The organism is Pseudomonas entomophila (assembly GCF_013523165.1).
Taxonomy (GTDB): Bacteria; Pseudomonadota; Gammaproteobacteria; order Pseudomonadales; family Pseudomonadaceae; genus Aquipseudomonas; species Aquipseudomonas entomophila_A.
Map to the genome: position 1 here is coordinate 1 of NZ_JAAMQI010000023.1, position 12,307 is coordinate 12,307.

11 protein-coding genes are annotated in these 12,307 nt (G+C 63.5%); 2 read left to right on the forward strand and 9 right to left on the reverse strand.

Going from position 1 to position 12,307, the window contains the following annotated elements; all coding sequences use genetic code 11:
- Positions 1-125: 125 nt before the first annotated feature.
- The 9 genes from msrQ to mrcB form a co-directional block, all read right to left on the reverse strand.
- Positions 126-740: a protein-methionine-sulfoxide reductase heme-binding subunit MsrQ gene (msrQ, locus tag G7Z99_RS16330; RefSeq protein WP_181095582.1), complete on the reverse strand. Its 615-nt coding sequence runs from the start codon at positions 738-740 to the stop codon at positions 126-128.
- The gene (msrP, locus tag G7Z99_RS16335) at positions 740-1,753 is read right to left on the reverse strand and encodes a protein-methionine-sulfoxide reductase catalytic subunit MsrP (protein WP_181095584.1); all 1,014 of its coding nucleotides are present in this window, start codon (positions 1,751-1,753) and stop codon (positions 740-742) included. Before msrP ends, msrQ begins: the two co-directional genes overlap by 1 nt.
- Positions 1,754-1,829: 76 nt before the next feature.
- On the reverse strand, positions 1,830-2,681 hold the full coding sequence (gene pssA / locus G7Z99_RS16340) for a CDP-diacylglycerol--serine O-phosphatidyltransferase (RefSeq protein ID WP_181095586.1): 852 nt from the start codon (positions 2,679-2,681) through the stop codon (positions 1,830-1,832).
- A 148-nt stretch (positions 2,682-2,829) separates the two neighbouring features.
- Positions 2,830-3,846 (reverse strand): ketol-acid reductoisomerase, encoded by a 1,017-nt coding sequence (ilvC, locus tag G7Z99_RS16345; protein WP_181095588.1) that lies wholly within the window; start codon positions 3,844-3,846, stop codon positions 2,830-2,832.
- Positions 3,847-3,898: 52 nt separating this feature from the next.
- Entirely contained in the window at positions 3,899-4,390 is a 492-nt protein-coding gene (gene ilvN / locus G7Z99_RS16350; RefSeq protein ID WP_181095596.1) for an acetolactate synthase small subunit, read from the reverse strand.
- A 1-nt stretch (position 4,391) separates the two neighbouring features.
- Entirely contained in the window at positions 4,392-6,116 is a 1,725-nt protein-coding gene (locus G7Z99_RS16355; RefSeq protein WP_181095598.1) for an acetolactate synthase 3 large subunit, read from the reverse strand.
- Positions 6,117-6,523: 407 nt separating this feature from the next.
- Complete coding sequence (locus tag G7Z99_RS16360; RefSeq protein WP_181095600.1) at positions 6,524-6,856, reverse strand: YqcC family protein; 333 nt, start codon at positions 6,854-6,856, stop codon at positions 6,524-6,526.
- Positions 6,853-7,629, reverse strand: a complete 777-nt coding sequence (locus G7Z99_RS16365) for a tetratricopeptide repeat protein (protein ID WP_181095602.1) — start codon at positions 7,627-7,629, stop codon at positions 6,853-6,855. Before G7Z99_RS16365 ends, G7Z99_RS16360 begins: the two co-directional genes overlap by 4 nt.
- 36 nt (positions 7,630-7,665) lie before the next feature.
- Positions 7,666-9,987 carry a penicillin-binding protein 1B gene (gene mrcB / locus G7Z99_RS16370; protein ID WP_181095604.1) on the reverse strand — a complete coding sequence of 774 codons (2,322 nt, stop codon included), beginning with the start codon at positions 9,985-9,987 and terminating at the stop codon, positions 7,666-7,668.
- A 116-nt stretch (positions 9,988-10,103) separates the two neighbouring features.
- On the opposite strand from mrcB, the gene G7Z99_RS16375 reads away from it, so the two are divergent.
- Both G7Z99_RS16375 and G7Z99_RS16380 read left to right on the forward strand, forming a co-directional pair.
- Positions 10,104-11,663: a bifunctional aminoglycoside phosphotransferase/ATP-binding protein gene (locus G7Z99_RS16375; RefSeq protein ID WP_181095606.1), complete on the forward strand. Its 1,560-nt coding sequence runs from the start codon at positions 10,104-10,106 to the stop codon at positions 11,661-11,663.
- Positions 11,664-11,859: 196 nt separating this feature from the next.
- The gene (locus G7Z99_RS16380) at positions 11,860-12,084 is read left to right on the forward strand and encodes a TfoX/Sxy family protein (RefSeq protein ID WP_258197060.1); all 225 of its coding nucleotides are present in this window, start codon (positions 11,860-11,862) and stop codon (positions 12,082-12,084) included.
- Positions 12,085-12,307 lie beyond the last annotated feature (223 nt).

Sequence of the window (12,307 nt, forward strand, 5' to 3'; positions counted from 1 at the left end):
TCGAGACCGGAGCACTTCCCGCTTCGTCCTGATTCACGCAACCTGTTGATTAACAAGGCGTTTATCGTTCCGTCTGCGTTGGAAGTGGTGCGCATTATAAGGGGATCTGAAAGTCCGTCAACCCTTTATTTCGATTCATTTCGCTTTTTCCGGTTGAACCGCGGCAAGCGCTTCCAGATGACAGGTATCCGCACCGCCATCAGCATGGCCCCCGCCCCTGCATAGAGTGTCCACTCCCCCAGATCCGAGCGCACGACCCACAAGAAATGCAGCAGCCCCAGTGCCAACACGCCATAGACGAGCCTGTGCAGGGACCGCCATCGCGCACCCAGCCGCCGTTGACTGGCCTTGTTCGACGTCACCGCCAGCACCAGCAAGCCAAGGAACCCCACTGCACCGACGATGATGTAGGGCCGCCGACTCAACTCGACACCCAACTGCCCGAGATCCAGGCCGAGCATGAACACCAGGTAGCCGAGCAGGTGCAGTAGAATGTAGGCGAAGCTCCACAGCCCCAGTTGCCTGCGCACCACGATCCAGCCGGCCCACCCCGTCATGCGGTGCAACGGACTCATGCACAGACTGATGAGCAGGTAGATCAGGCCGCCCAGCCCCAGACGGGTGACCAGCACCTTGCCAGGGTCGGGACCCAACTGGTTGCCTACCGCTTCATAGAGCCACCAGGCCGGCAGCACGCAGCCGAACAGAAACAGCGCCAGTCGCAGTCTTGGATAGCGCATCAGTAGTACTTCCGCAGATCCAGCCCCGTGTACAGGCCGCCGACCTGTTCGGCATAGCCGTTGAACATCTGCGTGTCGCGCACGTTCGGGCTGAACAGCCCACTGGGCAGCCGTCGCTCACGTGCCTGTGTCCAGCGTGGGTGATCGACCTGCGGGTTGACGTTGGCATAGAAACCATACTCGTCGGGCGCCAGGCCTTGCCAGGTGGTCGTGGGCTGCTCGGCGACCAGGCTCATGCGCACGATCGACTTGATGCTCTTGAAGCCATACTTCCAGGGCACCACCAGCCGCAGCGGCGCTCCGTTCTGATTGGGCAATTCGCGACCGTACATGCCGACGGCCATGAGGGTCAGCGGATTCATCGCCTCGTCCAGGCGCAAACCCTCCACATACGGCCAGTCGATCAGGGCGAAGCCCGAGCGCTGTCCAGGCATGTGCGCGGGATCGCGCAGGGTCTCGAAGCGTACATACCGGGCCTTCGAGGTCGGCTGGACGCGCTTGAGGATGTCTGCCAGGGGAAAGCCCAGCCACGGGATCACCATCGACCAGGCCTCGACGCAGCGCAGCCGGTAGATGCGTTCTTCCAGTTGGTAGGGTTTGACGAAGTCTTCCAGCGCATAGCTTCCCGGCTTGTCGACTTCGCCATCGACCACGAGCTGCCAGGGCTCGGTGGGCAAGCTGCCGGCGTTTGCGGCCGGATCGCCTTTGCCAGGCCCGAACTCGTAGAAGTTGTTGTAGTGGGTAGCGTCGCGAAACGGCGTGATGGCTTCGTCTTTCACGGTCACCGCCTGCCAGCGCGTCTCAGCGAGCTTGTCGGTGAACCAGCCTGCCGGCTTGCCGGGTTCGACATCCGGGTAGCGCGCGGCATCGGCCGCACGGCCGACAGCGGGCAACGTACCGAGCGTCAACCCGGCCATGGCGCCACCGAGCACGCGACGACGAGAGAGGTAGAGGGATTCGGGCGTGACGTCCGACAACTTGCAGTCGGACGACTTGGGAACCTGGATGAGCATGTCGACCCCACAGCACTGGACAAGGATGTACCAGTAGACTGTAGGGCCGCAGGGTTATTCCGGCATTAAATCGATTTCACGCTTTACGCCGGCGCTTGCGCAGCAGGTACTGCACCGGGCCCGAGGCTGCATAGGCGAGGAAGATCAGCAGCAGGATGCGCGGTGGGTCGCTGAACACCACGGCGAAGACCAGCACCACCGCCAGGATGGCGACGAAAGGCACACGCCCTTTGAGGTCCAGTTCCTTGAAGCTGTTGTACTTGACGTTGCTGACCATCAGCATGCCGGCCGCCGCGACCAGCAGGGCCACCAGGAACGACAGCTTGGAGCCCTGGATGCCGTAGTCGCTGAAGGCCCACACGGTGCCGGCGACCACACCGGCCGCCGCCGGACTGGCCAGCCCGATGAAGTAACGCTTGTCGGCCGTGCCGACCTGGGTATTGAAGCGCGCCAGGCGCAGCGCCGCACCGGCGACATAGATGAAGGCCACCATCCAGCCGACCTTACCCATGTCCCCCAGGGCCCAGACGAAGGCCAGCAACGCCGGTGCCACCCCGAAGGCGACCATGTCCGACAGCGAGTCGTACTCGGCACCGAAGGCGCTCTGGGTATTGGTCATGCGCGCCACACGGCCATCGAGACTGTCGAGCACCATGGCCACGAAGATCGCGATGGCGGCGAACGCCAGGTACTTGCTGCCCTCGTGGGGGTCACCGGCGCTGAAATAGCCATGCGCGCTGATGGCGCTGATGATCGAGTAGAACCCGGCAAACAGGTTGGCGGTGGTGAACAGATTGGGCAACAGGTAGATGCCACGGTGCCGAACCTTGCGCCCTTCGGCGTCATGCCCCTCTTCAATGTGCTCATCGACAGGTAGCAGGCTTTCGGCGTCGGAGGGCGTGTACGGCTCTTCGGGACGTTCGCTCATGGAGATTACCTTGCAACAGGATGGAAAGTATTCGACGCAGGCAGGCGACGGAGGTTCGACGCCTGCCCCTGGTCGCTTTATACCAGATGCGGGCGCCTGAACGAAAAAACGCGGCCGAGGCCGCGTTCTTCGTCACGTCAGGACAGGATCAGTTCTTGCTCTTGTCGACGATCTTGTTGGCCGAAATCCACGGCATCATCGAACGCAGCTGCTCGCCGATGATTTCGATGCCGTGGGCGGCGTTGTTGCGGCGCTTGGCGGTCATCGACGGGTAGTTGGTGGCGCCTTCGCTGATGAACATCTTCGCGTACTCGCCGTCCTGGATGCGCTTGAGTGCATTGCGCATGGCCTTGCGGGATTCTTCGTTGATGACTTCAGGACCGGTCACGTACTCGCCGTACTCGGCGTTGTTGGAGATCGAGTAGTTCATGTTGGCGATGCCGCCTTCGTACATGAGGTCGACGATCAGCTTCAGCTCGTGCAGGCACTCGAAGTAGGCCATTTCCGGCGCGTAGCCAGCGTCGACCAGGGTTTCGAAGCCGGCCTTGACCAGCTCGACGGTACCGCCGCACAGCACGGCCTGCTCACCGAACAGGTCGGTTTCGGTCTCGTCCTTGAAGGTGGTTTCGATGATGCCGGTACGGCCACCGCCGACGCCTGCGGCGTAGGACAGTGCGACGTTCTTGGCGTTGCCCGACGCATCCTGGTAGATGGCGATCAGGTCAGGGATGCCACCGCCCTTGACGAACTCGGAACGCACGGTGTGGCCCGGGGCCTTCGGCGCGATCATGATCACGTCCAGGTCGGCGCGTGGCACGACCTGGTTGTAGTGGATCGAGAAGCCGTGGGAGAAGGCCAGGGTCGCGCCCTGCTTGATGTTCGGCTCGATCTCGTTCTTGTACAGCGTGCCCTGGAATTCGTCCGGGGTCAGGATCATGACCAGGTCGGCCGCGGCGACGGCAGAGGCCACGTCAGCGACTTTCAGGCCGTGGGCTTCTGCCTTGGCGACGGTGGCCGAGCCTTTGCGCAGGCCGACGGTGACGTCGACGCCCGAGTCCTTCAGGTTGCACGCCTGGGCGTGACCCTGGGAGCCGTAACCGATGATGGCGACTTTCTTGCCCTGGATGATGGAAAGGTCGCAATCTTTATCGTAGAAGACTTTCATGAACTACCCCTGTTATATCCTGGCTCGCGGGAGCCAACGCTAATTGTTGAAGTTAGATGCTGAGCACTTTGTCGCCCCGGGCGATGCCGGTGACGCCACTGCGAACGGTTTCAAGGATCGACGTGGTGCCGATCGCCTGGATGAAGCTGTCGAGCTTGTCGCTGGTGCCGCTCAGCTGCACGGTGTACACGCTGGCGGTGACGTCGACGATCTGCCCACGGAAGATGTCGGTGGTGCGCTTGATCTCGGCACGCTGGGCGCCGGTGGCCTTGACCTTGACCAGCATCATTTCGCGCTCGATGTGCGCGCTTTCCGACAGGTCGACCAGCTTGACCACTTCGACGAGCTTGTTCAGGTTCTTGGTGATCTGCTCGATCACCTCATCGTGGCCGATGGTGGTCAACGTCAGACGCGATACGCTCGAGTCTTCGGTCGGTGCCACGGTCAGGCTCTCGATGTTGTAGTTGCGCTGGGAAAACAGCCCGACCACGCGAGACAGGGCACCGGGTTCGTTTTCCAGCAGCAGGGAAATGATGTGCCGCATATCAGGTACGCTCCGTCTTGCTCAGCCACATGTCACGCATCGAGCCGTCCTTGATCTGCATCGGATAGACGTGCTCGCTCCTGTCGACCTGGATGTCGATGAAGACCAGGCGATTCTTCAGGGCGAAGGCTTCCTCGAGCTTGGGCTTGAGGTCCTTCAGGCTGGTGATGCGAATACCGACATGGCCGTAGGCCTCGACCAGCTTGATGAAGTCGGGCAACGACTCCATGTAGGAGTGCGAGTGGCGGCTGTTGTAGGACATGTCCTGCCACTGGCGAACCATGCCCAGTACGCCGTTGTTCAGGTTGACGATCTTCACCGGCAGGCCGTACTGCAGGCAGGTCGACAGCTCCTGGATGTTCATCTGGATGCTGCCTTCGCCGGTGACGCAGGCCACGTCGTCGTCCGGGAAGTTCAGCTTCACGCCCATGGCCGCCGGGAAACCGAAGCCCATGGTGCCCAGGCCACCGGAGTTGATCCAGCGGTTGGGCTTGTTGAAGCGGTAGTACTGCGCCGCGAACATCTGGTGCTGGCCGACGTCGGAGGTGACGAAGGCGTCGCCCCGGGTGACTTCGCACAGGGTCTCGATGACCTTCTGTGGCTTGATCACTTCGCCGTCGCCCTGGTCGTACGGGAACAACCCGCGGTTGCCGCGCCATTCGTCGATCTGCTTCCACCAGGTGTCCATGGCCGCCTGGTCAGGGGTGCCCCCGATTTCCTTGAGGATGGCCTGCATGTCGGTGAGCACGCTGTCGACCGGGCCCACGATCGGCACGTCGGCCTTGATCATCTTGGAGATCGACGCCGGGTCGATGTCGATGTGGATGATCTTGGCGTTCGGGCAGAACTTGGCCGGGCCGTTGATCACACGGTCATCGAAACGCGCGCCGACAGCGAAGATCACATCGGCGTGGTGCATCGCCATGTTGGCCGGGTAGCTGCCGTGCATGCCGAGCATGCCGAGGAACTGGCGATCGGTGCCGGGATAGCCGCCCAGGCCCATCAGGGTGTTGGTGACCGGCAGGTTCAGCGCACGGGCGATCTCGGTCAGGGTCTCGGAGCCACCGCCGAGGATGACGCCGCCACCGGAGTAGAGGATCGGGCGCTTGGCCGCCAGCAGCATCTCGGCGGCCTTGCGGATCTGGCCGGAGTGGCCACGCACGGCCGGGCTGTAGGAGCGCAGCTTGACCTTCTTCGGATAGACGTACTCGAACTTCTCGGCCGGGTTGGTCATGTCCTTCGGAATGTCGACCACGACCGGGCCCGGACGCCCGGATTCGGCCAGGTAGAAGGCCTTCTTCAGGACTTCCGGGATTTCCGAGGCGTGCTTGATCATGAAGCTGTGTTTCACGATGGGCCGGGAAATGCCGATCATGTCGGTTTCCTGGAAGGCATCGGTGCCGACCATGGTGCTGGGCACCTGGCCTGACAGGATGACCATCGGGATGGAGTCCATGTACGCCGTGGCGATACCGGTGATGGCGTTGGTGGCGCCCGGGCCGGAAGTCACCAGCACGACGCCGGCCTTGCCGGTGGCGCGTGCATAGCCGTCGGCCATGTGGGTCGCGGCCTGTTCATGGCGCACCAGGATGTGCTCGATCTCTGGTTCCTTGAACAAGGCATCGTAGACATGAAGGAGAGCACCACCAGGGTACCCGTAGATGTGCTTGATGCCCTCGTCACGCAAGAAGCGGACAAGCATCTCGCCGCCAGATAAAAGCTCCACGTTGTTCACCTCTAAAACGCCAGAGTACCGCCCGAGGGGCGGGGTCTTGATAGGTTTACTGCCAAGCAGAGCATGAGCGAACGTTCAGCACTGACTGAGCAAGTATTGGGAGCGTCCCTAGTGTTGCGGGACCTTCCCACCCAGCGCGAGGTAACGCGTTGCGGGGTGACACAGGTCGGCGCGGGTGTGCGCCTCATGTTCGGCTTGGCGGGTCTGCTTCTGGCAGTCCCCCTACAGCGGAAACTGGATTCTTGTGATTCGGCGGCGACAAGTCAAGAAAAATTATTGCCAATATTTCCAAGACTTCAATTACAGCCACCACAAACGAGAAGGCTTGCAGCAGGAAAATAAAGATTCTCATGAAAAAGGGCCACAATCTGCGGCCCTGAGAGGTAAAACCGAAAAAATCAGGCGGATGGTGCGATCAATTGGTCGAATGCCGCCAGCAAGCGCCGTAGCTCGCGACTTTGCTCAGGCCGGTCGACATAGACCGTTTCGGCCATCACCAGGATGCCCGAGGCCTGGGGCAGCGGCAGACCTTGCTCGAGGATCTGCGTCATGCGCGGCAGGAAGATCCATTGCAGCCACTGCTCGAAGCGCAGGCTGTCGAGCGCGAAAGGCACGGTGCTGGCCAGTGCCTGGTCGCTGGGCGGCGTGCGGTCCCACCACCCCTGTACCTGCAGTTCGCGCTCGATCAGCAGCAGCTGATCGGCGATGTCCAGGATACGTGGCTCCATCACGACGCCACCTTGGCTTTCTGGCGGGCCAAGGCCGCACCGGCGCTGTCGCCCTGTTTTTCGCGCGCCTGGGCGATCACGTTCCACAGCTCGGCCTGCAGGTTCGGCCGCCCGTTGGCGTAGGTCAGCGCCCGGCGTGCCAGTTGTTCGGCCTGGGCGGCATCGCCCTGGGCCAGACGGACCTGCGCCAGGCGGAACAGCACCTGGGGTTCACGCGGCGCGATGCGCTGGGCCCGCTCGAGGCTCGACGAGGCGCCGTTGAAGTCCCCACCCCCCTGCTGTTGCTGGGCCGTGGTCAACAACGCCAGCACCGGACCATCGAGCTGCTCGTCGGCCGACAGACCGCCGCTGGCAGCCGGGTTGCTCCGTGGGATGCCGGTCGGCGTGCGGGCGGCTGCCGCGTTGCGGGCGGCTGCAGCGTCCATGGCAGCGATGTCGAAAGGCTCGTCGTCGCCAGCAGGCGCTGGCGTGATCGGCGCCGTGCTGATCGGCGCCGCAGCGGTGGACGCCGGGAACGTCTGGATCGGCGCGGCACCGGCGCCCTGAGGCACCATCACCGTCACCCCACTGTCGGCCGGCATCGACTGAGCCTGTACGGTACCCCGGTTGGCCGAAGCCGCCGGGGCACGAGTGGCCTGGACACGCTCGCTGTTGGACACCCGCGTGCTCGAATCCACCACCGGGATCGAACCACGTGGAACGCTGGCGCAGCCATGCAGCATGGCCAGCGCCGTCAAGGCAGGAAACCACCACTTGTTCACGTCACACCCTCTCATGCATCGGATGGCCCGCCCTGATGGCGGGCCACGCATTCAGTTCATCCAGCCCTTGACCCAGTCCATGACCGAATCTTCGGCCTCGGGCTGGGCATTGCAGGCGGCGCCGGCAGGCGGTTCGCTGCCGCGAATATACGGCATCTGCACGGCCCCCGGACAGCTGGCATCGGACCCCTTGCCCGAATACGGGTCGATCCAGGCCTGGACGATGTTGTCCGGCTGCGGCATGTCCAGTGGCAGCGGGTCGGCCTTGCGCATGAAGCTGGTCCACACCTGCAGTGCACCGGTCGCCCCGGTGAACGGCGTCTTGCCATTGTCGTCGCGACCCAGCCAGACCACGGCCAGCAGGTCCTGGCTGAAGCCGGAGAACCAGCTGTCGCGCGAGTCGTTGCTGGTGCCGGTCTTGCCCGCCAGGGTCAGGGAGCTGGGCAGGGTGTTGTAGACCGAACGACCGGTGCCTTCGCGCATGACCCGTTGCATGGCGTTCTGCACCAGGAAGATGGCGCCCGGGTCGAAGGTCTGCTGGATCTGGAAGGGGTAGCGCTTGAGCGGTTCGCCCTCGGCGGTCAGCACACTGCGGATACCGCGCATGGGCGTGTTGAATCCACCGTTGGCCAGGGTCTGGTACATGGTCGCCACCTGCACCGGCGACATGCCGCCAGCGCCCAGCAGCATCGCCGGGAACGGCTGCCAGTCGACGTTGACGCCCAGGCGCCCGATGGTCTTGATCACGTTGGGCACGCCGACTTCCAGGCCGATCTTGGCGGTGGACAGGTTGTAGGAGTGCGCCAGCCCTTGATAGAGGTAGATGGTCCCATGGGGCTTGCGCTCGTAGTTTTGCGGTCGCCAGACCTGACCGTCGGCGCCCTTGACCGAGAACGGCTCGTCCTGCACCCAACTGGTCAAGGTGTACTGGCTGGGCTTCTCCAGCGCCGTCAGGTAGACCGCCGGCTTGACCAGCGAGCCGATCGGCCGGACGGCATCGATGGCTCGGTTGAAGCCGGCGAAACCGGCCTGACGGCTGCCGATCAGCGCTTGCACCTCGCCGGTTTCCGGGTTGGTCACGACCATCGCCGACTCGACCTCGTCGGCGCCCTTGCGTCCGGCCAGACGCTTGAAGGTCTCGGTCATGGCCGACTCGGCCTTCATCTGCAGGATCGGGTCGAAGCTGGTGAAGATGCGCAAGCCTTCTTCGGTCAAGTCTTCGTCGCGGTAGTCCTGGCGCAGCTGACGCTTGACCAGGTCGAGGAAGGCCGGGAACGAGCTGTCGGCCAGGCTGCCGCGCTTGGTCACGCCCAAGGGCATCTTCTTCGCCGCATCGACCGCTTCCTGGGTCGCCACGCCCTGCTCGGCGAGCAGGTCGAGCACCAGGTTGCGGCGGTTCAGGGCACGTTCAGGCGAGCGGCGCGGGTTGTAGTAGGACGGCCCCTTGACCATGCCCACCAGCAAGGCCACCTGGTGCAGCTTGAGTTCCGACAGCGGCTGGCTGAAGAAGAACTGGCTGGCCAGGCCGAAGCCGTGCACGGCGCGCTGGCCGTCCTGGCCGACGAACACTTCGTTGAGGTAGGCCTCGAGGATCTCGCGCTTGTCGTAGTGCAGCTCCAGCAGCACGGCCATCATGGCCTCGGTCAGCTTGCGGCTCAGGCTGCGCTCGTTGGTGAGGTAGAAGTTCTTGACCAGCTGCTGGGTCAGGGTGCTGCCGCCCTGGCGCATGGCGCCGGACGAGGTGTTGACCCAGATCGCCCGGGCGATCGACTTGGGCGACACCCCCATGTGGCTGTAGAAATCACGGTCTTCGACCGCGACCAGGGTCTCGAGCAGGTAAGGCGGCACCTGGTCGATCTTGATCAGGATGCGGTCCTCGAGATTCTTGGGGTAGATGCCGCCGATCATCAGCGGCTCCAGGCGCACCACGTCGAGCTTGGCGCCATTGGCCCCACTGAGCCCGGCCACGTAGTCGCCGGAGAAGCGGACCCGCACGAACTGCGCGGGCTCCAGCCCTTCGTAGAACTGGAAGCCACGGGTGTTGATGTCGACCGTGTTGCCGTTGACCGAGGCGGCGCCCGGGCCGTTGGCCGAGCTTTCGCGTCGATAGCCGAGGGCATCGAGTTCGGTCAGGAAGTCGTCACGGCTGAGCTTCTGGCCGCTGAACAGCTCCAGGGGTCGGGCGTAGACCTTGGCCGGGATCGACCAGCGTTTGCCGGCGAACTTGTCCTGGACGACGGCGTCGAGATAGACCGCGAAGCCGGCGAGTATCACCAGGCCGACCAGGCTGAGCTTGAGAGCCCAGCCCAGCCAGGCGCGAGCGCGTCCGGTCGGGCGTTTTTTGGGGGTGCGGGAGGTCTTGGTACGAGTCATGGCGGCGGATTATACGCACTTTGCTGAGGCTGGGCAGGCGCCCTCTGGCGGTTTGCAGGGGCGGCACCATTGACCATAATGACGGATTCGAATTCCCTGACCCAGAAGGATCGCCCGTGAGCCAAGCTCTGATCAACGCGCTGCAGAACCCCGCGCTCTACCCTCACCCCGTCGACGGCTTCCAGCTGATCGAGACGCACATTTCCTGGGTCCTGCTGACCGGTGACTACGCCTACAAGATCAAGAAGCCGATGAACTTCGGCTTTCTCGACTTCACCGAACTGAGCCAGCGCGAGCACTTCTGCCAGGAAGAGCGTCGCCTCAATCAGCGCCTGACCGAAGGCGTCTACCTCGACGTCCTGCCGATCACAGGCTCTGCGAACGCGCCGCAGCTGGACGGCCAGGGCGAAGCGATCGAATACGCCCTGAAGATGCGCCAGTTCCCCCAGGAGCACATGCTCAACACCCTGCAAGCCAATGGCGAACTGACCGCCGCGCACATCGACCAGATGGCCGCGCAGATCGCCGACTTCCACCTTCATGCCCCGGTCGTGCCCGTCGAGCATCCGCTCGGCACCCCGGAGAGCGTGATGCAGCCGGTGGAGCAGAACTTCGAGCAGATCCGCCCGTTCCTCACCGACGCGGCCGACCTGCAGCAACTCGACGGCCTGCAGGCCTGGGCCCAGAGCAGCTTCGAGCGCCTGCGCCCGCTGCTCGAAGCGCGCAAGGCCAATGGCTTCATCCGCGAGTGCCATGGCGACATCCACCTGGGTAATGCCACGCTGATCGACGGGCAGGTCGTGATCTTCGACTGCATCGAGTTCAACGAGCCGTTCCGCCTGACCGACGTGTACGCCGACATCGCCTTCCTGGCCATGGACCTGGAAGACCGCGGCCTGAAGAGCCTGTCGCGGCGCTTCGTCAGCCAGTACCTGGAACTGACCGGCGACTACGAGGGGCTGGAGCTGCTGAACTTCTACAAGGCCTACCGTGCCCTGGTACGGGCCAAGGTCGCCCTGTTCAGCCTGGCGCCCGACAGCACCGGCGTGCAACGCGCCACCACGCTGCGCACCTACCGCAACTACGCCAACCTGGCGGAAAGCTACAGCGCCATCCCTTCGCGACTGCTGGCCATCACCCATGGCGTCTCGGCGGTGGGCAAGAGCCACGTGTCGATGCGCCTGGTCGAGGCCCTGGGCACGATTCGCGTGCGCTCGGACGTGGAGCGCAAGCGTCTGTTCCCCGAGCAGGCCGATGGCGGGCAGGCGCTGCATGCGGGCCTGTACGACCCCCAGGCCAGCCAGAAGACCTACCAGCGCCTGCATCACCTGGCCGCGACCGTCCTGCGCGCCGGGTTCCCGGTGGTGCTCGATGCCACCTACCTCAAGCGCGAACAGCGCCAGGCCGCAGCGGCGATCGCCAGCGACACCGGCGTGCCCTTCGTGATCCTCGACTGCCACGCCCCGGATGCGGTGATCGCCAGCTGGCTGCAACAACGCCAGGCCGAACAACGTGATCCGTCCGACGCCACGCTCGAGGTGATCAAGGCGCAACAGGCCGAACGCGAACCACTGGATGCCGAAGAACAGGCCTGCAGCAAACGCGTCGACACCCAGGCCTGCGCCAGCATGGACGGCCTGATCGACCAGATCCGCCACTACCTGCCAGGCTTGTAACCCTGTGCCGGGCCGACGGCGCCTGCAACAGGCACCCCGTCGGCCATCAAGGCCTGTGCCTACACAAGTGCCCCTGCCCCGCTACACTGCTGTGATTCGCCTGCATCCCCCGATCCGCCGCCTGCAGCAGCAAGGAGCCTGGATGAACGACGAGTTGCAAGGTCTGAAGAACCTTGGCAAGACCTCCGCGTAGTGGCTGCATGCCGTTGGCATCCACACTGAATCAGACCTGCGTCGGCTGGGCGCGATAGGTGCCTACCAGGCCGTCAAGACACGCGGCTTCAGGGTCTCCAAGGTGCTGCTCTATGCCATAGAAGGCGCCTTGCTCGACGTTCACTGGAACGAGCTGTCTTTCGACCACAAGCGTGCGCTCGAGCAGCGACTGTTGCTTCATCCGCCTTCCCAGACGATCGCAAAATAAAGTTCACAAAGCCATTGACTGTGAAATGAGAATCGTTATGATTATCACAACTGGTCGCGAGACTGGTTGGGTAATCTGGAAGACCTTGGTTCGGACGTTCAGATTATCTCCTCATCAGGCTAATCACGGTTATTGACCCGGCACTTTGCCGGGTCTTTTTTTGCCTGCTCGATGCCTGAGCCTCCTGGCACCCCTGGCATGATGAGCCGCTACGGTCGCCGCC

Bases quoted from the DNA above. Each gene is read 5' to 3' on its own strand.
- msrQ (WP_181095582.1), bottom strand. From the start codon at position 740: ATGCGCTATCCAAGACTGCGACTGGCGCTGTTTCTGTTCGGCTGCGTG.
- msrP (WP_181095584.1), bottom strand. From the start codon at position 1,753: ATGCTCATCCAGGTTCCCAAGTCGTCCGACTGCAAGTTGTCGGACGTC.
- pssA (WP_181095586.1), bottom strand. From the start codon at position 2,681: ATGAGCGAACGTCCCGAAGAGCCGTACACGCCCTCCGACGCCGAAAGC.
- ilvC (WP_181095588.1), bottom strand. From the start codon at position 3,846: ATGAAAGTCTTCTACGATAAAGATTGCGACCTTTCCATCATCCAGGGC.
- ilvN (WP_181095596.1), bottom strand. From the start codon at position 4,390: ATGCGGCACATCATTTCCCTGCTGCTGGAAAACGAACCCGGTGCCCTG.
- G7Z99_RS16365 (WP_181095602.1), bottom strand. From the start codon at position 7,629: ATGAGAGGGTGTGACGTGAACAAGTGGTGGTTTCCTGCCTTGACGGCG.
- mrcB (WP_181095604.1), bottom strand. From the start codon at position 9,987: ATGACTCGTACCAAGACCTCCCGCACCCCCAAAAAACGCCCGACCGGA.